Source organism: Micromonospora sp. WMMD961 (assembly GCF_029626145.1).
In the GTDB taxonomy this organism is placed as follows: Bacteria; Actinomycetota; Actinomycetes; order Mycobacteriales; family Micromonosporaceae; genus Micromonospora.
Genome location: NZ_JARUBJ010000002.1, coordinates 5118603 through 5141239, shown reverse-complemented (window position 1 = coordinate 5141239; position 22637 = coordinate 5118603). Strand labels below are relative to the sequence as shown.

Below are 22637 nucleotides of genomic sequence, written 5' to 3'. Positions count from 1 at the left end.
CGTTCTATTGCATAATTTTCCCGTGTCCAAGGTTCTCACCTCCCTGCCCACCGGCGAACGTGTCGGCATCGCCTTCTCCGGCGGCCTCGACACCTCGGTCGCTGTCGCGTGGATGCGCGACAAGGGCGCGATCCCCTGCGCCTACACCGCCGACATCGGCCAGTACGACGAGCCCGACATCGCCTCGGTGCCCGGTCGTGCGCTCAGCTACGGTGCCGAGTTGGGCCGCCTGGTCGACTGCCGCGCCGCCCTGGTCGAGGAGGGCCTTGCGGCGTTGACCTGCGGCGCCTTCCACATTCGCTCGGGCGGGCGGGCGTACTTCAACACCACACCGCTGGGCCGGGCCGTCACCGGGACCCTGCTGGTCCGGGCGATGATCTCCGACGACGTCCAGATCTGGGGCGACGGCTCGACGTTCAAGGGCAACGACATCGAGCGGTTCTACCGGTACGGCCTGCTGGCCAACCCGATGCTGCGCATCTACAAGCCGTGGCTCGACACCGCCTTCGTCACCGAGCTGGGTGGGCGTAAGGAGATGTCGGAGTGGCTGCTGGAGCGCGGCCTGCCCTACCGGGACAGCACCGAGAAGGCCTACTCGACCGACGCCAACATCTGGGGCGCCACGCACGAGGCGAAGACCCTGGAGCACCTCGACACCGGCATCGAGACGGTCAACCCGATCATGGGAGTCCGGTTCTGGGACCCGTCGGTGGAGATCCCGACCGAGGACGTCACCATCGGCTTCGACCAGGGCCGCCCGGTGACGATCAACGGCAAGGAGTTCGGCAGCGCCGTCGACCTGGTGCTGGAGGCCAACGCCATCGGCGGCCGGCACGGCCTGGGCATGTCGGACCAGATCGAGAACCGGATCATCGAGGCCAAGAGCCGGGGCATCTACGAGGCACCCGGCATGGCGCTGTTGCACGCCGCGTACGAGCGGCTGGTCAACGCCATCCACAACGAGGACACCCTGGCCAACTACCACAACGAGGGTCGCCGCCTCGGCCGGCTGATGTACGAGGGCCGCTGGCTGGACCCGCAGGCGCTGATGCTGCGCGAGTCGTTGCAGCGCTGGGTCGGCACCGCCGTCACCGGAGAGGTGACGTTGCGGCTGCGCCGGGGCGAGGACTACTCGATCCTGGACACCACCGGTCCCGCGTTCAGCTACCACCCGGACAAGCTGTCGATGGAGCGCACCGAGGACTCGGCGTTCGGCCCGTCGGACCGGATCGGCCAGCTCACCATGCGTAACCTGGACATCGCCGACTCGCGGGCGAAGCTGGAGCAGTACGCCTCCCTGGGCATGGTCGGTGGTGGTGCGGCCCCGCAGCGGGTGATCGGCGCCGCTCAAGCGGCTTCGACCGGGCTGATCGGCGCCATGCCGGAGGGCGGCGCGGAAGCCATCGCCTCCCGGGGCGTCGCCTCCGCCGAGGACGAGGCGCTCGACCGCGCCGCCATGGAGTTCGGCGTCGACTAGGCCGGCGCACCCACGTCGCCGCCCGCTGTTCGAGATCCGGCGTCACGGACGGTAGCGTGGCGGCCGTGTTCCCTACCGTCCGTGAGGTCCTCGCCCTGGACCCCGTCCGCCACGGTGCGCCGCGTGTGGTCGCCGGAGACGCGGGGCTGGACCGACCCGTGCGGTGGATACACATCGCCGAGGTGCCGGACATCGCCACTCTGCTCGGCGGCGGCGAGCTGGTACTCACCACCGGCATCGGCCTGCCCGGGGACGACGCGGGGCTGCGCGCGTTCATCGGCGACCTGGCCGACGTCGGCGTCTCCGGGCTCGTCGTCGAGCTGGGTCGCCGCTACCTCAGCGGGGTGCCCCGGGTGATGGTCGCCGCCGCCGACCGGCGCGGACTTCCCCTGGTGGAGCTGCGCCGGGCCACCCCGTTCGTGCGGATCACCGAGGCGGTGCACGCGCTGATCGTCGACGCGCAGCTCACCGAGCTGCGCGCCACCGAGGAGATCCACCAGCGCTTCAACGACCTGTCCGTCGAGGGCGCCGACACCGCCGAGGTCATCCGGCAGGCCGCCGAGCTGTCCGGGTGCCCGGTGGTGCTGGAGAACCTGTCCCGGCAGGTGCTCGGGTACGACCCTGCGGGCGAGAGCGCCGAACTGCTGCTCGACGGCTGGGAGCAACACTCCCGGCGGATCCGGCTGGCCGGGCGCACCGCGTACGACCCGGACAGCGGTTGGCTGGTCACCTCCGTCGGGGCGCGAGGTCAGGACTGGGGGCGGCTGCTGCTGCGCTGGCCGGCCAGCGGCGACGTTCCCACCGCCCGGTCCGGCGAACCGACCGCCGGCCCGCCCACCCGGCTGACCATTCTCATCGAACGGGCCGCCTCCACCCTCGCGCTGGGCCGACTGATCCGGCGCGACGCCGAGGGGCTGGAGCGGCAGATCCACCGCACCCTGCTCACCGCGCTGCTCGACCACTCCCGGCCGGTGGACGAGGTCGCGTTGCGGGCCAAGGCGCTCGGGGTGGTGCTCGACCGCCGGCACCTGGTCGGCGTGATGGTCCGACACCGGGCCGAGGACCTGGTCTCCGAGAGCGGGCCGGAGGCAGCTCAGGCCCGGTTGCGTGACCTTTCCGAGGCGGTCGGCCAGGCGCTGCGGGAGGCGAAACTGACTGCGCTGACCAGCGCGGTCGACGACAACTCGGTGGGCGTTCTGCTGGCGCTGACCGACCCGGCCGCCGAGGACCGCGCGCTGTCCGCGTTCGCAAGCGCACTACGTCGGGTACGCCTCGACGCCGGCACCGGCCGGGCCACGTCCGGCGCTGAGGCGTCCCGTCCGGCGTCCGGCGCGGACGTGTCCCGTTCGGCGTTCGGTGTGAACCCCTCCAGGGTCGGGTTCGGTGTCGAGGCCGCTCGGGTGGCATCGGGTGCGGAACCGTTCCGGGGTGCCGGCGGTGTTCCGGGTGGGGTGATCGTGGCTGCCGGATCCGGGGTGAGCAACCTGCGGGAGGCACGACGGTCGCTGGTCGAGGCGCGGCAGATCGCCGAGGCGGCCCGCCGGGACCGGCGTGACCTGCCGATCTTCCGGCTCCCGCACGTCGGCCTTGCCGGGCTGCTGCACCTGCTGCGCGACGAGCCCCGGTTGCAGACCTTCGTGGAGCGCGAGCTCGGCGCCCTGCTGGAGTACGACGCCCGTCACCCGCGGGAGCAGCTACTCGACACGCTGCGTGCGTATTTGGAGCAGGGCCGCAACAAGTCGGCCGGTGCCGCCGCCGCCCACCTGTCCCGACCGGCCTTCTACGAACGCCTGGCCCGCATCGCCCGAATCCTGGACGTGGACCTCGATTCGGTAGAGGCCAGCCTCTCCCTACACGTAGCCCTGCTAGCCCTGGAAGCAGTCCGAGCCCCCTGAGTCCCGCCCGCGCCCGCGCCGCCACCCTGGCCTTCGCCCGTGCCCGCGCCGCCACCCTGGCCCAGGCCCGCGCCGCCACGACGGCCCTCGCCCGTGCCCGCGTCGATCATGGAGTTGTGGTGGCGTGCAAAAGTCGCGAAACCGCCTATTGCGCCCACCGTAAGGCGATGATCGACGCGGGCGGGGCCAGCCTTGCGGGGTGGGGCATGTGCGTCCGGCACGCTATGGAGTTGATGCCGTGAACGAATCGCTCGGCTCCGCTCGGCTCCGCTCGGCTCCGCTCGGCTCGGCTCGGCCGGGCCGGGCCAGGCCGGCTCGGGTCGGGACTGCTCGGGTTGGGTTGGGGTCGACCAAGCCCCGATTCGTCTACGACATCAGCTCCAAAGGAGCAGCGACACACTCCCCGGGGCGGGGCGGGGCGGGGCGGGGCGGGGCGGGGCGGGGCGGGGCGGGCCGGGCGAGAGCTCGTCCTTGTTGCCCTGACCGGCGCAGAGGCCGTAACCGGGAGGAAGTAGGTCCTCCGAGTTAGGTGAGGGAGGTCAGGGCTTTTGCGTAGGTCGGGGGGATGTGGTTGGGGCCGCCCGGGGTGAAGACATCCGACGTCGCTACTGCGGACCAGGCTGTTGCGGGGACCGCCTCCACCAGGGCTTGGATCACCGGGGCGTCGCGCCACTGCTCCTGTTCGGCGAGCAGGCCGAGGGCCACCACCGACTCCTCGACCTCGCCGACGCACTCGAACGGCTTGTGCCCGTCCACACCCAGCAGCTCGCGGTAGCCGGGGATCTGCTCCGGGTCGGCGAGCAGGTCACCGCCGAAGATGTGGGTGACCCGCTCACGCGGCATGAACGGCGCCATGGCCAGGAAGACGAAGCGGCACTTCGGGCAGTCGCGGCACCAGCGCTCGCTCGCGTCGTGCAACTTGAAAGCGGCGTTGCAACTGGTCACCACGTCGTCGTACCGGGTGATCTCGGCGAACAGTCGTGCGATGTGCAGCTCCGACAATGACCGCAGCAGCGAGAAGTACGGCTCGGTCAGGCCGGCGTGCTCGGCCAACGCCCCCCGCAGCAGCCCTTCCGCCTCGACACCCTTGGACCACTGGTGGTTGATCTCGTGGCCGTCCCAGACCAGGTTCGGGTCGGACGCCGAGCGCTCGTTGGACATCACCACCGGGCCCAGCCCGTGCAGCACGGCGGTGGCCACCGCGATCAGCGAGTTGATCGCCGTGACCGGAATGTGCCCGTTCAGGGCACCAGCCCTGTTCAAGTCGAACAACACCGGGTCGATGCGCCGCCGGGCGGCCAGCGGAGTCAGCCCGGACGCCTCGTTCACCGCGACGATCACGTGGTTCGGGTTGACCGAGAACGGCACCGGGTCCAGCTCGGCGCGACGAAGCGCCTCCAGGCTGACGATCGAGTCTTTGCCGCCACCCACCGCGGAGAGGGGACGACGGTCGGAGTCGTCGTACACCCGGGGAGGCTCCGGCGAGCCGGCCGGCACCTCCGGGCGCAGCTGGAGCACGTGCGGCAGCTGGTTGCGGTACGCGTACTCCGCGAGGCCCTTGGTGTAGATGGCCGTGACGTAGTCGACGGTGGCCGCGCCCAACGGCGCCGGCAGCACGAGGCGGGGCGGCGCGGCCGCCTTGTAGTAGCTGACGCCGGCGACGAGGTGCAGCACCTCCAGCACCCGGTTGAGAGTCGCCACCGTCTCGTCCGAGGGCGGCTCCGCCGGCAGCGGAAGGGTGATCACCTCGGTGAACCGCTGCTCACCGGCCGGACCGGTCAGGGTGTAGTCGAACAACACCTCGCCGGTGGCGAAGTCGATCGAGTAGGACGGGAAGGTGAAGGCGTCCATCCGCCGGAGCTGCTCGTTGGGCACACGCCATACTAGGCCCTGGTTCGTCCGGCCGTGTCCGGACCGGGCCCGCCCTGCCGCCGCCGTGACCCCCGAGGAGAGCCCAGTGCGCCTGTCTGACCTGCGCGGACGTACCGTCGCCGTCTGGGGCACCGGTCGGGAGGGTCGGGCCGCTGTGACCGCGATCGCCGCGCACGGCCCGGCCGATCTGGTCGCCGTCGACGACAGCGCCAACTTCCTGTCGCTGCCGTGGGAAGGCCCGCTGGCCGAGGCCGCGCCGCTGGTGACCGGCGAGGCGGGCTTCGAACGGCTGGCCGCCGCGGACGTGGTGGTCCGCTCCCCGGGCGTGCCCCAGACCCACCCGTGGCTTGTCGAACTGCGTCGACGCGGGGTCATGGTGACCCAGGGCACCGCGCTGTGGATGGCCGACCACGCCGCGCGCACCGTCGGGGTCACCGGCAGCAAGGGCAAGAGCACCACCTCCAGCCTGATCAGCCACCTGCTCACCGCTACGGGCCGGCCGAACGTCTTCGGCGGCAACATCGGGGTGCCGACCCTGGACCTGCCGGAGGCCGAGCTGTACGTGCTGGAGCTGTCCAGCTACCAGTGCAGCGATCTCGCCGACTCGCCCCGGGTGGCGGTGGTCACCGCGCTCTTCCCCGAACACCTGGACGCGCACGGTGGGGAGCGGGAGTACTACCGGGACAAGCTCAACCTGCTCGCCCACGACCCGCAGACGATCGTGGTCAACGGTGCCGACCCGAGGCTGGCCGCCGAGTTGGGCGAGCTGCCGGCGGTCCGGGCAGGTCGCCCCGACACCACCCACGTCGCCACCGGTCCCGACGGCACACAGTGGTTCCACCTCGGTGACCAGCCGCTCTTCCCGCGTGCCGTGCTGCCGCTGGTGGGCCGGCACAACGAGGGCAACCTGTGCGTCGCGCTCGCCGTGCTCGACGCGCTCGGCGTCGACGTGGTGGGCAACAAGGACCACCTCGCCATCGCGGTCGCCGAGTTCCAGGGGTTGGCCCACCGGCTCACCGAGATCACCGACCCGTCCGGGTTGACCTTCGTCGACGACACCCTCGCCACCAGCCCGTACGCGGCGATGCACGCGATCGACGCGTACGAAGGGCGGCCGTTGACGGTGATCGTCGGGGGCAACGACCGCGGGCTGGACTACACGCCGCTGGCCGCGCACCTGGCCGAGCGGGAACTGACCGTGATCGGCATCCCGGACAGCGGCCCGCGCATCGTCGAGGCGCTCGCCGGCCTGCCGAAGGTGCGGACCGAGATGGTCGACGACCTGGTGGACGCGGTACGGCTGTCCCGGGAGGTGACCCCGGCCGGCGGGGTGGTGCTGTTGTCGCCGGCCGCGCCCAGTTATGGCCGGTTCCGCAACTTCGAACACCGCTCCGAGGTGTTCGCCCAGGCCGTCGCCGACACCGCCGTCGGCCAGCCCGGCTGATGCCCGGCGTCGCCGCAGGCGCGGATGGCGCCGCCGTCAGCCGGGGCGCAGCCCGGCGTGCAGGGCGCGCATCGAGCGGATCGCCGAGCGGATCTCCTGCAGGTAACGGCCCGGGGTGAGCGTCTGCTCGGGTAAGACCGCCAGGTCTGCCACCGCCGGGTCCACCCCGATCGTGTCGATGTCGCAGCCGTAGGGCAGGGCCAGGGTGCGCAGCGCGTCGCAGTGTTGGAACGGTACGTAGATCGGCGCGGTGACGGTCAGCACCTCGTCGCCGGGAGCGAGCCGGACGTGCCCGGCCCAGAACCGTTGCGTGTCGGCGGTGTGCGCCCGCCGCCGGTCCGGTTCGCTGGACGGCGCGGCCAGCACCCGTACCGGTGGGAGGCCCGCCGGTCGGTAGGTCCGTGACGACCACGAGTGGTGCGGGTGGCCGGCGTCGACGCCGGCTTGCTCTGCCGGCGTGGACACCCCGAACATCCGCCGGACGGCGGTGTCCAACACGTCCACCTCGGTGTCGTCGGCCGGCAGGCCCGCGTCGGCCAGGGTCCGGCGTTCCCAGTCCGACAGCGGCCGGAAGCTGCCCAACACGGCAACCTCGCCGCTCACCGCCAGGCCGGCGCGGAGCAGGTGCGCGGCGTACCCGACGCGGCGGACGCAGGCGTGCGCCAGGCCGCCGAGCACCACCAGGTGGGCGTACGCCGGGCGGACCGGAGGTGCCGGGTGGATCAGCCCGAGCGCGGCAGCCGTGTCGAGGACGAGCGCTGCGGTGGCCGGATCGAGGTCCGGTTCCCGAGCGTCGGGCCGTTCCCGACCGCCCCGGAAATCCCAGTGGTCGGCGGAGAAGTCGTCCAGGAATCGCAGCACCGCGTCGAGATCACCGGCCGGCCAGTCACCGCCGAAGTGGCGGACCAGGCCGCGCAGCGGAGTGGAGCAGATCCAGGCGCGGACGTCCTGCGTGATCCGCTCGGCGACCGTGCCGGTCGACGGGAACGCGTCCGCTCTCTGCACCAGCCGGATGCTACCGGTGTGGCGGTGCGGGCGGTTGTAACCGGTGTTTACGCTGGCGGCAGCGGCTGATTGGAGGGCTTCGATGGCCCGTGACGTGGCCCGTCCGCGCGAACGGGGCAGCACTTCTTCCGGCGGCTTTCTCCGACTGGTGGCGCACACCGACCCGGTGGCGTTGGTCGGCATCACGCTGTCGATCACCCTCAGCATCGCGCTCGATCTCAGCAACGCCGCCTCCGGCGTGGAGTCGCTGCTGGCCGGCCTGATGGGCATCACCATCTCGCTGTTGGTCGACTCGCTGGCCCGCGCGGAGCGCCGGTTTCACCTACGGACCCTGCTGGACGGTCCGCCCTGGCTCGCGCACACCACGACGGAGCTGGCCGGGGCCATTCGGGACGCGACCGAGCAGCACGCGGGGACCCGGGTCGCGGTGGAGGCACAGCGGCGGTACGAGCAGTTCCGGCTGGAGGCCGAGCAACTCGCGTACGGTCGGATCATCCGGCGGGGCGACGAGGACGAGGACCTGGCCGGCGCGACCCGCACCTGCCTGCACCGGCTGGACGGCCTGACCAACGTGATGCCCCGGGTGAGCGGGGAGCTGAGCTGGTGGCGCAGTGAGATCGGCCGGCGCTACTGGGAGGCCAACGTGGAGGCCCTGCGACGGGGTGTCCGGGTCACCCGGGTCTTCGTCTACGCCAACCTGACCGACGAGCTGTCCGCCCTGGTGGAGCAGCAGCGCGCGGCCGGCGCCCGGGTGGGGCTCTTGCCCCTCGGCGTGGTCAGCCCTCAGCTGCACGTCAATCTGACGCTCTGGGACGGATCGAGTTGTTGGGAGGCTCACATGACCGCGCACGGTGAGATCGGCGAGAACCAGTTCTCGGTCAACCGGACGGATGTCGCCCGCCTCACCCGCGTGTTCGACCTCTGCGCGAACGCCGCGACCTTCCAGGACTGACGGCCTCGGCGGGGGCGGAGGCGGCGCGTCATGACGTGGAGTGGGGTCCTGCTGGTGACGGCCCTGGTCTGGGCGGTCAGCCTGATCCGTTCGGTCCGGCTCCGGGCGCTGGTCTACAGCCTTCCACTGCCGATGACGCTCGCCCTGGTCAGCAGCGGCCACCGGGTGGAGGGCGCGCAGGTGCTCGGCGTACTCGGGCTCAACCTCTTCTTCGTCACCGTGGCGGTCACCTACCAGCGGCTGCGCTGGCCGATCCTGCTCGCCGACGGCGCGGGGATCGCTGTCTACGTGGCGCTCAGCGCGGGACTACTCGCCGTCGAGATGCCCTTCGAGGCGGCCCTCGCCGGCACGCTCGTACTCTGGCTGGCGGCGATGCTGCTGCTGCGCCGTGGCGCCCGCAGGCGAACTCCCCCCGCCGACGCACCGGCCGCCGCCGACGACCGCCAGAACGGGCTGCCGGCGCTGCTCAAGTTGGTGGTGATCTTCGTGGGGGCGGTCCTCACCACGCTGCTCGGTGCCGTGTTGCGCGGCATGGTGGTGACCTTCCCGTACTCGGGGGTCCTGGTCGCTGTCGAGGCACGCCGCCAGTTGTCCGAGTTCAGTCGGCACTTCGCCCGCAACAGCCTCGCGCTGGTCGGTTTCCTCAGCGCCTACCACTACCTTCAGGACGTCTCCCCGGCGGCGGCGCTCGGTGCCGGCTGGGTGGCCTTCGCGGCGGTCGTCACCGCGCTGCACCTGCCGTTGCGCCCCCGGCCGGCAACGCCGGATCCCACCGCGGCGGCCCCGACCGTCCGGCCCTCACCGGAGTGGAGAGCGGCCAGGCCGCCCACCGGCTACTCGACCCCGGGCCACTCCCCACCCGGACCTGAGTAGTCGCAGCGCACCCGCTCCGGCCGCGTACGCCAGCAACACCCCGACCGGTGTGCCGAGCGGCTCCGCGGCGTGCTGCGGTGTCGTGCTGTTGACCAGCAGCGCGGCCACCACGGCGGCGTAGCCGGCGACGGTCGCCGCCGCCTGGGTCGGTGTGCCCCGACCTGCCCGACGAGCGGTGCGGTGTCGGCCACTTCGGGCCTCGACCGGCCCGAAGATGGCCACCAGTACCGCCAGGACGGCGGTGAGCAGCAGCAGCCACGGCACCCGCCACGCCCACCAACCGGCCGAGTCGACCGCCGGGGTGGGCAGCGTTCCGGTCACGTCGAGCAATCCGATCAGCAGGATCGCGGCGGTCAGGTGCCAGAGGAAGACGGTCAGCACCACCAGGTTGACCCCGATCACCACCTGCCAGGGGCCGGTGCGGCGCAGCAGCCGTTCCGCCGGGCCGCGGAGCAGCAGGATCAGGCCGAGCTGACCGACGGCCACGGCCAGCAGCGCGAGGCTGGGCGGCGCGGCGTTGTCGAGTCGTTCGTCGGGCACCTTGAGCATGGCCACCGGCCATGGGCCGAGCACGGTGAGCAGCACCAGCGCGCCCAGCCCGACGCCCAGGAAGGCCAGGCCGGCCCGACGGGAGATGGGCAGCCGCCGCCGGCGTACCCCCGCACGGTCGGGAGGCGACGGCCCGCTGGCGTCGGTCGCCGCCCGCGGTGGCGCGGTCTGGCCGGTGGCGTTGGTCGCCGCCGGTGGTGGTGTGGTCGGACCGGTGGGCGGCGGCACGGTGCGGGTGTCGTGCCAGGCGAAGCCGAGCTGGTGGACGGCCAGCCAGCCGAAGAGGTAGTTGCCGTAGCTCAGCGTCTCCGGCCCGGTCAGCCGGCCGAGATCACCGAGGCCGACCAGGGCGACCAGCACCAGTGGGATCGCCAGGCCGAAGCGACGGTGCAGCGCGTACATCGGCGGGGTGAGCACGACCACCGCCAGGTAGGCGACCAGGAACCACAGGGGGATGGTGGCGAACCAGAACACCTCGCGGATCGAGGTCGGGTCGGCGCCGCGCAGCCAGGCGACCGCCGCTGCGGCGGTGAGCACCAGCAGCAGCACGCTGGTGGGCCGGACCAGTCGGGCGCTGCGGTCGAGCAGCCAGGCGGCGGCGTCGCCGCCGCGAGCCCGCAGCCGGGTCAGCGACGCCGCATTGGCATAGCCCCCGACCAGGAAGAAGACGGGCATCACCTGCGCCAGCCAGGTCAGCGGGTACGCCCAGCGCAGATCACCGAGCGCGGAGTGCCCGGTGGCCCGTCCGTCGGGGTCGCGCTCGATGACCGTGACGACCCAGTGTCCGATAATGACCATCGTGATGGCGAGCGCGCGGAGCAGGTCGACGTACCGCTCCCGCCCGGCCGGGGTGCGCTCGGCTAGCTGGCGCAGACGGCGCATCGCCCCAGGCTAGGCGACCCGACGGGCGCTGGTGGCGATAACGGTTCGACCGTCAGGACTTGAAGTCCGGGCCCGGCTGTCGTAGAAATTCTTCAGCAACAGAGCATGAACTGAAGAGAATCAACGAGCCTCGCGCGGCGGTCGCCTACCCCCTGACATCGGCGGCCCGCCCGACCCGACCCGAGGAGACCCGATGAACAGGCGCGACATCCTGCGGCGTACCGCTGCCGCCGGCGTGCTGGCCACCCCCGCCGCCGGTCTGCTGGCCGGCTGCGTCACCGGCGGCGGCGGTGACAAGAACGACGCCGCCACCTACCAGGGCACCAAGAGTGCCGAGAACCCGCTCGGCGTGAAGGAGGACGCCCCACTCGAGGTGGTCATCTTCGGCGGCGGGTTCGGTGAGGACTACGCCAAGGCCCACGAGGCCATGTACACCGAGAAGTACCCGAAGGCGACGGTCAAGCACTCCGTCACGCAGGAGATCAGCAAGACCCTCCAGCCGCGCTTCGTCGACGGCACGCCGCCGGACGTGGTCAACAACTCCGGGGCGGGCCAGATCGACTTCAACGGCCTGGTCAGCCAGAACGCGGTCGCCGACCTCGGTGAGCTGCTCGCCGCGCCGAGCCTCGACGTCCCCGGCAAGACGGTCCGGGACACCCTGTTGCCCGGCGCGGTCGAGGTCGGCTCGTACGACGGCAGGTTCCTGGTGCTCAACTACACGTACACCGCCTACGGCATCTGGCACTCCAGCAAGCTGTTCACCGACCGCTCCTGGGAGTACGCGAAGACCTGGGACCAGCACATCGCGCTCTGCAAGGAGATCAAGGCCGCCGGCATCGCCCCGTGGACGTACGCCGGTCTGCACCCGCGCTACATGAGCTGGCCGGTGATCGCCACCGCGATCAAGCTCGGCGGCCCGTCGGTGGCGACCGCCATCGACAACCTGGAGCCGAACGCCTGGAAGTCCGACTCGATGCGGACCGCCGCCGACGCCTGGTACCAGATCGTCAGGGACCGGTACATCCTGGACGGCTCGTCCGGTCTGGATCACAAGCAGTCGCAGACCGCCTGGTGCCAGGGCAAGGCCGCCTTCATCTCCTGCGGCTCCTGGTTGGAGAGCGAGCAGAAGGACGTCACGCCGGCCGGGTTCAACATGACCATCGCGCCGACGCCGAGCCTGGGCAGCGGTGACAAGCTGCCGTTCGAGGCGATCCGGGGCACCGCCGGTGAGCCGTTCATGGTGCCCGCCAAGGCGCGCAACCTCGCCGGCGGCCTGGAGTACTTCCGGACCATGCTCTCCAAGAAGGGCGCGCAGGACTTCACGAAGAAGGTCGCCAGCCTCACCGTGGTCGCCGGCTCCACCGAGGGCGTCGAGTTGCCGTACGGGCTGAGCAGCGTGGTCAAGGCCCTCGACGCGTCCGGTGCCAACGGCTTCAACTGGGTCTACAACAACTACTACCGCAAGTTGGAGCGCAACCTCGTCGACGCCGCGTGCGGCGAGTTCTTCAGCGGCCGGACGAGCCCTGCGGAATTCCTCGACCAGTGCCAGAAGGGCGCCGACTCGATCGCCCAGGACAGCTCGATCAAGAAGTACAAGCGAGCGGCCTGACAGCCCGGCCGGCCGGTGGGGGAGAGGTCCACCCCACCGGCCGTACCCCAACGGAAGAGGTCCTCCTCGTGAGACATGGCAAGTGGCCGCTGATCGTCGTGTTCCTGGTGCCGCCGGTGCTGCTGTACGTGTTCTTCGTCGTCTCGCCGTACCTGCAGGCGTTCCAGATCTCCACCACCGACTGGCTCGGCTACTCCGCCGACGCCAACCCGGTCGGTCTGGCGAACTTCAAGACGCTGTGGCACGACGAGTACGTGTGGAACGCGCTGAAGAACAACGCGATCCTGCTGGGCCTGGTGCCGGTCCTGACCATCGTGCTCGGGCTCTTCTTCGCCAGCATGCTCGCCCTCGGTGGGCGCAGGGGCCGCGCCGGCGTGACCGGGGTACGCGGCGGCGCGCTCTACCGCACCGTGTACTTCTTCCCGCAGGTGCTCTCCGTGGTGATCATCGCGCTGCTCTGGAAAGAGGTGTACCACCCCAACCAGGGTCTGCTCAGCGTAGTCGTACGCGCTGTCGGGCTACCCGCGCCGACCTGGCTCGGCGACCCGGCGACCGCGTTCTGGTGCGTGCTGGCGGTGATGGTCTGGAGCAACGTTGGCTTCTACGTGGTGCTGTTCGGTGCCGCCATGTCGGCCGTGCCGAAGGAGATCTACGAGGCGGTGCTGCTCGACGGGGCGTCCCGGTTCACCACGCTGCGCCGGGTCACGCTGCCGCTGCTCTGGGACACCATCCAGGTCGCCTGGGTCTACCTGGCGATCTTCGCCCTGGACGGGTTCATCCTCGTGCAGCTGATGACCAACGGAGGCCCGAACTTCTCCACCGACGTGATCGGCGTACGGATGTACGACACCGCCTTCGGCAGCGAGACCAAGTTCGGCTACGCCTCGGCGATCGGCGTGGTGATGTTCTTCCTGACCCTCACTGTGGCAGTGCTGTCGCTGCGGGTCGGCCGGCGCGATCGGATCGAGTACTCGTGACCACTCTGGATCAGTCCACCGCCCCCGCCCCCGCGCCGACGCCGACCACCGGCCGGGACCGCCCGGTGCGCCGGGAACTCGGCTTCGGAAACACCCTCTCGCACGGCTTCCTGCTGATCTGGGGGCTGCTCACCGTACTCCCGCTGCTGTGGATGTTCGTCAGCTCGTTCAAGACGAACGGTGAGATCCTGGCCGACCCCTGGGGGCTCCCCGGGGCGCTGCACTGGGACAACTGGGCGCGGGCCTGGACGGGCGCGCACATCGGCCGGTACTTCCTCAACAGCCTGGTCGTGGTGACCGGCTCGGTCGCACTGACCATGCTGATGGGCGCGACCGCCGCGTACGTCTTCGCCCGCTACGAGTTCCGCGGCCGTCAGGTCGTCTACTACCTGTTCGTCGGCGGCCTGATGTTCCCGGTGTTCCTCGCCCTGGTGCCGCTCTTCTTCGTGGTCCGCGACGTCGGCCTCTTCGGCACCTGGAAAGGGCTCATCCTGGTGTACGCGGCGTACTCGCTGCCGTTCACGGTGTTCTTCCTGACCGCGTTCTTCCGGACCCTGCCGACCGCCGTGGCCGAGGCGGCCATGGTCGACGGCTGCGGGCACTTCCGGCTCTTCTTCCGGGTGATGCTGCCGATGGCGCGTCCGGGATTGATCAGCGTTGCGATCTTCAACTTCCTCAGTCACTGGAACCAGTTCCTGCTGCCGCAGGTGCTGATGCAGGGTGACGACTCCAAGTGGATGCTGGCGCAGGGGCTCTTCGCGCTGTCGGTGAGCCAGGGCTACGCCGGCGACTACGCCCGGCTCTTCGCCGGGCTGAGCATCGCGGTGCTGCCGGTGCTGGCCGTCTACGTGGCGTTCCAGCGCCAGGTGCAGGCGGGCCTCACCGCAGGGCAGCTCAAGTAACCCCGCTCCCGCCCTGCGCTCCCGCTCCCAAGATCCGCGCAACTTCGGCGAAACTGCTGCCTGATGGCGCCGCCGAGGCAGCAGTTTCACCGATAGTGCGCGGATCTTGGCCGTCCGGCGGCGGTCGGGGTGCCTCAGGTCGTGGCGAAGAGGCGGGCGTGTAGGGCGGCCGGGTCGGTGACCTCGGGGAGTTCGCGGGCGGCCAGCCAGGCTGCGGCGACCGCTCCGTCACCGGCGGTGCACAGGGGCGTGTCCGGCCACTGTCGGGCGATCTCGGCCCGGACGGCGGCAGCGAGTGGGGTGTTCGCGGTGAGGAGTCCGCCGCCGAGTACGACGGGTGTCACCGCGTCGGCCGGGCGGATGCGGCTCACGCTGTCGGCCAGGTGTGCGGCGGCCTCGCTGATCAGCGCGGTGGCGACCGGGTCGCCGTCGGTGGCGGCGTCGACGACCAGCGGCGCGAGCCGGGCCAGCTCGATGGGGGGTCGGCGGGTGACTACCTGGATGGTGGCGTCGACGGTGTCCCGGGGGTGGGCGGCGATGTCCGCGCTGCCCAGCAGTTCGGTGAGCACGGTCGTGGCCAGCGCGCCAGGCGCACGGCCGGCGTCCAGATCAGCGAGGAGTCGGCGGACCGCCTCTCGGCCGAGCCAGAAGCCCGAGCCGGCGTCGCCGAGGAGCCAGCCGTGACCGTCGGCGATCCGGTCGAGTCGTAGCTCGTGGACCTGCGCGGTGATCGCTCCGGTGCCGGCGACGAGGACGGTTCCGTCCAGCGCGGCGGTGCCGGAGGCGTACGCGACGAGGGCGTCGCCGTGCACCGCGTACGGGCAGCGCAGGCCGGCGTCGTGCCAGGCCCGGTCGAAGGCGGCCCGCCCGGCGGGATCGGCGAGTAGTCGGGCTGCGCCGGCCAGCCCGATGGTGCCGGCGACCACCCGGGCCGGGTCGAGGTCGGCGAGCGCCGCGCGGAGCGCGGTCAGCAGTTCGACGGCGGCGCGTTGTGCGCCGTGACTGGTCGGGTTGCCGCCGCCGGCGCGGCCGGTGCCCACGCGTCGTCCGGTGAGGGTCAGGGCGGTCGCCCGGGTGGACGTACCGCCGATGTCGAGGCCGACCACGACGGTGTCGGACATCGGCACGGGTCTCCTTGCGCTGGACGGCGATCGGGACTGTTCATGCTGGTCGGAAGCGTCGTGCAGGGCAAGATCTGGCGGGCGCCGCAGGCTGTGCCCCAGGTAACAGTTTGAAAACTTCGCCCACAGTCTTGACACGGAGGGGCGTTCAGTAAGAACTTTTACCACTAACAGTTAACAGTCTTTTCGGAAAGGTGAGGCGACCCATGGTTGATCACGAGGTGGACACCGCCGCGGGGACCGCGGTGGTCGACGCTGACGTGGTCGACCGCAGGAGTTCCGCCTCCGACGGGGTGCTGGCCCGCGTCCGCAACGGACTCGGCGAGCTGACCGGCGCGCTCCGCCGGGTCGCCGAGCACGTGCTCAGCGACCCGGAGGCCGCCGCCCGATCCACCATCGTGGAGCTGGCCGAGCGCAGCGGCACCTCACCGGCGACCATCACCCGATTCTGCCGGGCGATGGGCTTCGAAGGGTACGCCGACCTGCGGTTGGGCATCGCCTCCGAGACCGGTCGGGCCCGCTCGGCCGGCTGGACCGTCGACATCGGACGTGAGATCCAGCCGAGCGACCCGCTCGCCCGGGTGCTCGACCAGATCATGGCCGCCGACACCCGGGCCATGCACGACACCGCCACCCTGCTCGACCTCGCCGAGGTGGAGCGGGCCGCGGTGGCCATCGCGGGCGCCAACCGGGTGAACATCTTCGGTGCCAGCGGCAGCGCGTTGGTCGGCGAGGAGATGCAGTTCAGCCTGCACCGCATCGGCGTGGCCGCGTGGGCCTGGAACGACGTGCACGAAGGGTTGGCCAGCGCCGCCCTGTTGCGGACCGGCGACGTGGCGCTCGGCATCTCGCACACCGGGCAGACCCGGGAGACGATCGAGATGCTCGCCGAGGCGGGCAGCCGGGGCGCCACCACGCTCGCGCTCACCGGCTTCCCCCGCTCACCGCTGGCCGAGCTGGCCGACATCGTGCTGCTCACCGCCAGCCAGGCGACGACGTTCCGACCGGACGCGCTCTCCGCCCGGCACCCGCAGCTCGTCGTGCTCGACCTGCTCTACATCGCCGTCGCCCAGCGGACGCACGACCGCGCGCACGCGGCCTTCCGGCGTACCGCGCAGGCCGTCGACGGGCACAAGGCAGCGAAGGGAAGCGTGTCATGATCAGCGCCCAGGGGTACGCGGACGCCGTCCGCCCGGTGCTCGACCGGCTGCTCGACTCGGAGGCCGACGGGATCACCCGGGCCGCCGACCTGATCGCCGACAGCCTGCGCGACGGTGGCGTGCTCCAGGCGTTCGGGGCCGGGCACTCCGAGGCGTTCGCCGCCGAGTTGGTGGCCCGGGCCGGTGGGTTGGTCCCCACCAACCGGCTGTCGGTACGGGACCTGGTGATGCACGGTGACGCCCCGCGTGACGTGCTCGCCGATCCCAAGCTGGAACGCGACCCCTCCATCGCCCACCAGATCTACGCGCTCGCGGCGCCCCAACCGCGGGACGTGTTCGTGGTGGCGTCCCAATCCGGCATCAACGGCTCGGTGGTCGAGCTGGCGGCGCTGGTCACCGAGCGCGGTCACCCGTTGATCGCGGTCACCTCGGTCGAGCACACCGCGCGGGTCGCCCCACGGCACCCGTCCGGGCATCGGCTCGCCGACCTCGCCGACGTCGTGCTGGACAACGGCGCGCCGTACGGCGATGCACTGCTGCCGCTCGAGGGCGGCGGCGCGGTCTGTGCGGTCTCCTCGGTCACCACGGCGCTGCTGGCGCAGCTGTTGACCGCGGAGGTCGTACGACGGTTCCACCAGGCCGGGGAGGTACCCCCTATCTACCTCTCCGCCAACGTCCCCGGCGGGGACGAGCACAACCTCGCCCTCGAGTCGCGGTACGCCGGGCGCCTCCGGCGAACCGCCTGACCCGACACCACAAGGAGAGTCGAAGATGTCGGATTCCCCCGAGAACATCGGTGACCTGAGCCGTCGGACCCTGCTGCAGCGCGCCGCGGCGGCTGGTCTGCTCGCCGTTCCGGCGGCGGGCATGTTGAGTGCCTGTGCCGGCAGCGAGCCGTCCAAGTCCGAGGACAGCGGTGCCGCGAAGAGCAAGGACAACCCGTTCGGCGTCAAGGACGGCAGCGCCGTCAAGGTGGTCGTCTTCAACGGCGGTCTGGGCGACCAGTGGGCCAAGGAGGACAAGGTCCTCTTCAACGCCAAGCACCCGAACATCACCGTCAACATGAGCTCCACCCAGAAGATCAAGACCGAAGAACAGCCGAAGATGGCGACCCAGCCGAGCGACCTGGTGATGAACTCGGGCGCGGACATCATGGACCGCAGCACGCTGATCAACGAGGGTGCGATCGAGCCGCTGGACGACCTGCTCACCGCCCCCGCGTGGGACAGCGAGGGCACTGTTGCCGACTCGCTGCTGCCGGGCACGGTCACCGACGGCACCCAGAACGGCAAGTTCTACGTCGTGAACGTGGCCTACACGGTCTGGGGCAACTGGTACAACGCGGCCCTGTTCAAGCGTGAGGGCTGGCAGGCGCCGACCACCTGGGACGACTTCTTCGCTCTCGCGCCGAAGATCAAGGCCAAGGGCATGGCGCCGTACGTGCACGACGCCGTGCACGGCTACTACCCGCGCTGGGCGCTCTTCGCCAGCATTTGGAAGGCCGTCGGCAAGCAGCCGATCATCGACATCGACAACCTGAAGGACAACGCCTGGAAGGCCGACGGCATCGTCGCGGCGCTGGAGCCGTGGGAGAAGCTGGTCAAGGACAAGCTGCTGCTGCCGGGCAAGCTCGACCACACCCAGTCGCAGCAGGCCTGGCTCGACGGCAAGGCCGCCTTCATCCAGGTCGGCACCTGGCTGAAGAACGAGATGTCCGCGACCATCCCGCCGGGCTTCGAGATGACCCTGTCGGACTACTGGACCAAGCCGGGCGACAAGGCCGCCAAGGACGTCTACGCCTCTTCCGGCGAGGGCTTCGTGGTGCCGAGCAAGGCGCCCAACAAGGCGGCCGCGAAGGAATTCCTGCGGGCCATCCTCTCCAAGGCCGGTTCGGCGAAGTTCGCGGAGCTGACCAAGTCGCTCGCCTCGACCAAGGGCTCCGGCGACAACGTCCAGGACACCGCGCTGGCTTCCGCCAACACGCTCATGAAGAGCGGCAGCACGGACCTGATCTCGGTCAAGTTCCCGGACTTCTACGCCGACCTGGACAAGGAGAGCCAGAACCTGTCGGAGGAGCTGATGGCGGGGCGCCTCACCGCGCAGCAGTTCGTCGACAAGATGCAGGCGGCCGCGGACAAGGTCGCGAAGGACTCCTCCGTCAAGAAGCAGACCCGTACCGCCTGACAGGCCCTGATCAGCTAGAGAAGTGAGTGACCATGCGGCACGGTGTTGCGCGTTTCGTCACGGGTTTCCTGGCCTTGCCGCTTGCGCTGTACCTCTTCTACGTGGTGTGGCCCTTCGTGCAGGCGGCGGGATACTCGTTGACCGACTGGGGTGGTTACTCGGACACCCAGAACTTCGTCGGTCTGGACAACTACGTCCGGCTGCTGTCGGATGAGTTGATCAGGAAGGCCTTCTGGCACAACGTCTTCTTCCTGATCACCGTGCCGCTGTTCACCATCGCGCTGGCCCTGTTCCTCGCGTTCCTGCTCAACGTGGGCGGACGCGAGGACAGGGCCGGCATCCGCGGGGTGTTCGGCTCCGGGATCTACAAGATTATTTTCTTCTTCCCGCAGGTGCTGTCGCTGGTGGTCATCGCCGTCATGTGGCAGCAGATCTACCGCAGCGACGGCCAGGGCCTGATCAACGGCCTGTTGATCAAGATTGGTCTGGTCGACGCGGACAACCCGATCGCCTTCACCGCCGACCCGGAGCCCTTCCTCGGCGTGCCGGCGGTGCTCTGGTGGCTGTTGCTGATCGCGGTCTGGAGCGGGGCCGGCTTCTACATGGTGCTCTTCTCGGCGGCGATGCAGTCTATCCCGAAGGACATCTACGAGGCGGCCCTCCTGGACGGGGCCAGCCGGTTCCACACCTTCTTCAAGATCACGCTGCCCCTGCTGCGTGACACCGTCTCGGTGGCCTGGGTCTACCTGGGCTTCATCGCACTGGACATGTACGCCTTGGTCTTCGTCATGACGCCCAGCGCGGGTGGCCCGAACCACGCCAGTGAGATCTTCGCGTCGGTGCTCAACTTCACCGCGTTCCAGAAGGGCCAGTTCGGTTACGCCTGCGCGATGGGTGTCGCCCTGGCGATCTTCACGATCCTGCTCGCCGCGGCGCAGCTCAGGATCACCCGTCGCGACCGTATCGAGTACTGAGGAGGCTGGACGATGAGCACGGCGACTCACGATGGTCTGACCCGGCCCAACCAGAACCCGGACACCGCACCCGAGGGTGGAAAGGGCGGCAAGTCCGCCTCGGACGGGCTCGGCGGCAAGTTCTTCAACGGCTTCTCCCACCTCTTCCTGCTGGTGTGGGCCGTGATGGTGATCTACCCGCTGCTGTGGGTGGTGATGTCGGCGCTGAAGACCGACTCGGAGGTCATCCGCCAGCCCCTGTCCCTGATTCCCGCCAAGCTCAACTGGGACAACTTCGGCCGAGCCTGGGGCGCGGGGCACCTCGGGTCGTTCTTCCTCAACACCGTGCTGGTGTTGGCCGGCAGCGTCACCCTGACCATGCTGCTGGGCTCGATGGCCGCGTACGCGTTGGCCCGCTACGAGTTCCGGGGCAACCGGCTGATCTACTACGTGTTCCTTTCTGGCCTGACCCTGCCGATCTACCTGGCCGCGGTGCCGCTGTTCAAGGGCGTCTACAACACGAGCGTCCACCTGCCGCTGCTGGGCCCGAACAAGCACCTCATGCTGATCCTGGTGTACGTGGCCTGGTCGCTGTCGTTCACCGTCTTCTTCATGCACTCGTTCTTCCGGACGCTGCCCAACTCCATCGCCGAGGCGGCCATGGTGGACGGCGCGTCGCACAGCCGGCTCTTCTTCAGCGTGATGCTGCCGATGTCCAAGCCCGGTCTGATCAGCATCGGCATCTTCAACGTGCTGGGTCAGTGGAACCAGTGGTACCTGCCGACCCTGCTCATGCAGTCGGTCGCCGGGGAACCGAAGAACCAGGTGATCGCCCAGGGCCTGATCGAACTCTCGGTCAACCAGGGCTACAAGTCCGACTGGTCGGGTCTGTTCGCCGGGGTGACCATGGCGATGCTCCCGGTGCTCGTGGTCTACATCATCTTCCAGCGGCAGGTGCAGTCCGGCCTCGCCGCGGGGGTCGGCAAGTAGCCACCCGGACGAGAAAGGGCCCCTCGCCTGCGAGGGGCCCTTTCGTCATCTCCGGTGCTCGTCGGACGGTGTGTGCCAGGAGCGCCACAGGTCGGCGTACGCCCCGCCGGCCGCGACCAGGTCGTCGTGGCTGCCGATCTCGGTGATCCGGCCGTCCGCCAGCACTGCCACCCGGTCGGCGTCGTGCGCGGTGTTGAGCCGGTGCGCGATCGCGATGACGGTCCGCCCGACCAGCACGGCGGCCAGTGCCCGTTCGGTACGACGGGCCGTGGTCGGATCGAGCGCTGCGGTCGCCTCGTCGAGGATCAGCGTGTGCGGGTCGGCGAGCACCAGCCGAGCCAGGGCGAGTTGCTGAGCCTCCGCCGCGCCGAGCTGCCGGGCGCCGTCGCCGAGGGTGGCGTCCAGCCCTTCCGGCATCTGCGCGAACCAGTCGGCGCCCACGGTGCCGAGCGCGGCCCGCATCTGCTCGTCGGAGGCGTCCGGTGCGGCGAACGACAAATTGTCCCGTACCGAGCCGATGAAGACGTGGTGCTCCTGGGTGACCAGGGCGATCCGGCGGCGACGTTCGGCCGGGTCGAGGTCGGTCACCGGGCAGCCACCGATGCTGACGACGCCCTGCCGGGGCGCGTCGATCCCGGCCAGCAGCCGGGCCAGGGTGGACTTGCCGGCCCCCGACGGACCCACCACTGCCAACCGCTCACCGGGCTGCACCTCCAGGTCGATGCCGTGCAGCACGTCCGGCCCGTCCGCGTAGGAGAACCGCGCGCCGCGGACGACGAGCCGTTCTCCCCGTGACGTGGCCGTGCGGCCCGGCGGCTCCCCCGGGACCAGGCCGACGCCGAGCACCCGGGCGTACGACGCGAAGCCCCGCTGCGCCTGCTCCGTCCACTGCAACAACCGGTCCAACGGCTCGATCGCCTGCTGCAGGTAGAGCGCGGCGGCGACCACCGCGCCGAGCGAGACCATGTCCCGGGAGAGCAGGTAACCCCCGACGAGCAGCACCAGGGCGACCGGCAGCGGATAGCTGGCCTCGACGACCGAGAAGAACACCGTACGCAGCGCGAGGGTCGCCCGTCGGGCCCGCCATACCCGGGTGATCCGATCGGTGCCGTGCCGGACGCGGTCGTCGGTCAGCCGCAGCGCCTCGACCGTGCGGGCGCCCTCGGCGGTGGTGGTGAGCGTCTCGGTCAACTCGGCTGCCGCCGCGCCCTCGGTGAGGTACGCGGAACTGGCCCGGCGTAGGTACCAGCGGGTGACCGCCACGATCGACGGGAGCCCGGCCAGCGCCGCCAGCCCGAGCAGCGGGTGCAACAGGAAGACCGCGCCGAACAGCAGCATCAACTGCACCGAGGCGATGACGATGGTGGGCACCACGTCCCGGACCGTCGTCCCGACCGTCGCCACGTCGACCGAACTGCGGGTGGCCAGGTCCCCGGAGCCGGCGCGCTCGACCACCGAGACCGGCAGCCCGAGGGTTCGGGAGACGAACTCCTCGCGTAGCTCCGCGACGGCGCGCTCACCGAAACGGTGGCCGGCGTACTGCGCGTAGCGGGAGAGCAGCGCGCTGACCACGACGCAGCCGGCGATGGCCAGCGCCAGCCGGTCCACTGTGGCCACACCGGCGCCCGCGGTGACCCGGTCGACGATGGTGCCCAGCAGCCACGGTGGGGCGAGCCCGGCGACCGCGGCGGCGCTGTGCAGCCCCAGCACGACCCCGACCGCGCGCCGGTGCCGGCTGATCATGTCGCGCAACGCCCGGCGTACGGTGCCACGGTCGGCCACCGGCAGCCGG

The 22637-nt window shown here is 70.6% G+C and carries 18 protein-coding genes; 13 read left to right on the top strand and 5 right to left on the bottom strand.

The window, feature by feature from the left end:
* Positions 1-22: 22 nt before the first annotated feature.
* Together argG and O7614_RS23145 are read left to right on the top strand one after the other, a co-directional pair.
* Entirely contained in the window at positions 23-1477 is a 1455-nt protein-coding gene (gene argG, locus O7614_RS23150) for an argininosuccinate synthase (protein WP_278140575.1), read from the top strand.
* 56 nt (positions 1478-1533) lie between these two features.
* Positions 1534-3372 carry a PucR family transcriptional regulator ligand-binding domain-containing protein gene (locus tag O7614_RS23145; protein WP_278140574.1) on the top strand — a complete coding sequence of 613 codons (1839 nt, stop codon included), beginning with the start codon at positions 1534-1536 and terminating at the stop codon, positions 3370-3372.
* Between the two features lie 525 nt (positions 3373-3897).
* Here the strand turns inward: O7614_RS23145 and O7614_RS23140 are convergent.
* On the bottom strand, positions 3898-5247 hold the full coding sequence (locus tag O7614_RS23140; RefSeq protein WP_278140573.1) for a hypothetical protein: 1350 nt from the start codon (positions 5245-5247) through the stop codon (positions 3898-3900).
* An 82-nt stretch (positions 5248-5329) separates the two neighbouring features.
* Here O7614_RS23140 and murD point away from each other — a divergent pair, with 82 nt between their 5' ends.
* Entirely contained in the window at positions 5330-6688 is a 1359-nt protein-coding gene (murD, locus tag O7614_RS23135; RefSeq protein WP_278140572.1) for a UDP-N-acetylmuramoyl-L-alanine--D-glutamate ligase, read from the top strand.
* 36 nt (positions 6689-6724) lie between these two features.
* On the opposite strand, the gene O7614_RS23130 is transcribed toward murD, so the two are convergent.
* Entirely contained in the window at positions 6725-7693 is a 969-nt protein-coding gene (locus tag O7614_RS23130; RefSeq protein WP_278140571.1) for a hypothetical protein, read from the bottom strand.
* Positions 7694-7775: 82 nt separating this feature from the next.
* Here O7614_RS23130 and O7614_RS23125 point away from each other — a divergent pair, with 82 nt between their 5' ends.
* Together O7614_RS23125 and O7614_RS23120 are read left to right on the top strand one after the other, a co-directional pair.
* Positions 7776-8645, top strand: a complete 870-nt coding sequence (locus tag O7614_RS23125; protein ID WP_278140570.1) for a hypothetical protein — start codon at positions 7776-7778, stop codon at positions 8643-8645.
* Between the two features lie 30 nt (positions 8646-8675).
* Positions 8676-9518 (top strand): hypothetical protein, encoded by an 843-nt coding sequence (locus O7614_RS23120; protein ID WP_278140569.1) that lies wholly within the window; start codon positions 8676-8678, stop codon positions 9516-9518.
* On the opposite strand, the gene O7614_RS23115 is transcribed toward O7614_RS23120, so the two are convergent.
* Entirely contained in the window at positions 9444-10949 is a 1506-nt protein-coding gene (locus tag O7614_RS23115) for an acyltransferase (RefSeq protein ID WP_278140568.1), read from the bottom strand. The genes O7614_RS23120 and O7614_RS23115 overlap by 75 nt on opposite strands.
* Before the next feature lie 193 nt (positions 10950-11142).
* Between O7614_RS23115 and ngcE (O7614_RS23110) the strand changes: the two genes are divergently transcribed.
* The 3 genes from ngcE (O7614_RS23110) to O7614_RS23100 all read left to right on the top strand — a co-directional run bounded on the left by ngcE (O7614_RS23110) (position 11143) and on the right by O7614_RS23100 (position 14437).
* Positions 11143-12558: an N-acetylglucosamine/diacetylchitobiose ABC transporter substrate-binding protein gene (gene ngcE / locus O7614_RS23110; RefSeq protein WP_278140567.1), complete on the top strand. Its 1416-nt coding sequence runs from the start codon at positions 11143-11145 to the stop codon at positions 12556-12558.
* Between the two features lie 68 nt (positions 12559-12626).
* Complete coding sequence (locus O7614_RS23105) at positions 12627-13535, top strand: sugar ABC transporter permease (protein WP_278140566.1); 909 nt, start codon at positions 12627-12629, stop codon at positions 13533-13535.
* Positions 13532-14437, top strand: coding sequence for a carbohydrate ABC transporter permease (locus O7614_RS23100; protein ID WP_278140565.1), 906 nt, complete (start codon positions 13532-13534; stop codon positions 14435-14437). The genes O7614_RS23105 and O7614_RS23100 overlap by 4 nt, the downstream gene beginning before the upstream one ends.
* Before the next feature lie 134 nt (positions 14438-14571).
* On the opposite strand, the gene O7614_RS23095 is transcribed toward O7614_RS23100, so the two are convergent.
* Positions 14572-15558, bottom strand: coding sequence for a BadF/BadG/BcrA/BcrD ATPase family protein (locus O7614_RS23095; RefSeq protein ID WP_278140564.1), 987 nt, complete (start codon positions 15556-15558; stop codon positions 14572-14574).
* A gap of 206 nt (positions 15559-15764) precedes the next feature.
* Between O7614_RS23095 and O7614_RS23090 the strand changes: the two genes are divergently transcribed.
* From O7614_RS23090 to O7614_RS23070, 5 genes are all read left to right on the top strand, one after another.
* The gene (locus O7614_RS23090; protein WP_278140563.1) at positions 15765-16718 is read left to right on the top strand and encodes a MurR/RpiR family transcriptional regulator; all 954 of its coding nucleotides are present in this window, start codon (positions 15765-15767) and stop codon (positions 16716-16718) included.
* A complete protein-coding gene (locus O7614_RS23085; protein WP_091403970.1) occupies positions 16715-17464 on the top strand; it encodes an SIS domain-containing protein in 750 nt (249 codons plus the stop codon). Before O7614_RS23090 ends, O7614_RS23085 begins: the two co-directional genes overlap by 4 nt.
* 25 nt (positions 17465-17489) lie before the next feature.
* Entirely contained in the window at positions 17490-18902 is a 1413-nt protein-coding gene (gene ngcE / locus O7614_RS23080; RefSeq protein ID WP_278140562.1) for an N-acetylglucosamine/diacetylchitobiose ABC transporter substrate-binding protein, read from the top strand.
* A 32-nt stretch (positions 18903-18934) separates the two neighbouring features.
* Entirely contained in the window at positions 18935-19876 is a 942-nt protein-coding gene (locus tag O7614_RS23075) for a sugar ABC transporter permease (protein ID WP_278140561.1), read from the top strand.
* A gap of 165 nt (positions 19877-20041) precedes the next feature.
* The gene (locus O7614_RS23070; protein ID WP_347404406.1) at positions 20042-20845 is read left to right on the top strand and encodes a carbohydrate ABC transporter permease; all 804 of its coding nucleotides are present in this window, start codon (positions 20042-20044) and stop codon (positions 20843-20845) included.
* A 45-nt stretch (positions 20846-20890) separates the two neighbouring features.
* Here O7614_RS23070 and O7614_RS23065 read toward each other — a convergent pair whose 3' ends face one another.
* On the bottom strand, positions 20891-22588 hold the full coding sequence (locus O7614_RS23065; protein WP_278142343.1) for an ABC transporter ATP-binding protein: 1698 nt from the start codon (positions 22586-22588) through the stop codon (positions 20891-20893).
* Positions 22589-22637 lie beyond the last annotated feature (49 nt).

Bases quoted from the DNA above. Each gene is read 5' to 3' on its own strand.
- O7614_RS23125 (WP_278140570.1), top strand. From the start codon at position 7,776: ATGGCCCGTGACGTGGCCCGTCCGCGCGAACGGGGCAGCACTTCTTCC.
- O7614_RS23120 (WP_278140569.1), top strand. From the start codon at position 8,676: ATGACGTGGAGTGGGGTCCTGCTGGTGACGGCCCTGGTCTGGGCGGTC.
- O7614_RS23115 (WP_278140568.1), bottom strand. From the start codon at position 10,949: ATGCGCCGTCTGCGCCAGCTAGCCGAGCGCACCCCGGCCGGGCGGGAG.
- ngcE (WP_278140567.1), top strand. From the start codon at position 11,143: ATGAACAGGCGCGACATCCTGCGGCGTACCGCTGCCGCCGGCGTGCTG.
- O7614_RS23095 (WP_278140564.1), bottom strand. From the start codon at position 15,558: ATGTCCGACACCGTCGTGGTCGGCCTCGACATCGGCGGTACGTCCACC.
- O7614_RS23090 (WP_278140563.1), top strand. From the start codon at position 15,765: ATGGTTGATCACGAGGTGGACACCGCCGCGGGGACCGCGGTGGTCGAC.
- O7614_RS23085 (WP_091403970.1), top strand. From the start codon at position 16,715: ATGATCAGCGCCCAGGGGTACGCGGACGCCGTCCGCCCGGTGCTCGAC.
- ngcE (WP_278140562.1), top strand. From the start codon at position 17,490: ATGTCGGATTCCCCCGAGAACATCGGTGACCTGAGCCGTCGGACCCTG.
- O7614_RS23075 (WP_278140561.1), top strand. From the start codon at position 18,935: ATGCGGCACGGTGTTGCGCGTTTCGTCACGGGTTTCCTGGCCTTGCCG.
- O7614_RS23070 (WP_347404406.1), top strand. From the start codon at position 20,042: ATGGTGATCTACCCGCTGCTGTGGGTGGTGATGTCGGCGCTGAAGACC.
- O7614_RS23065 (WP_278142343.1), bottom strand. From the start codon at position 22,588: ATGATCAGCCGGCACCGGCGCGCGGTCGGGGTCGTGCTGGGGCTGCAC.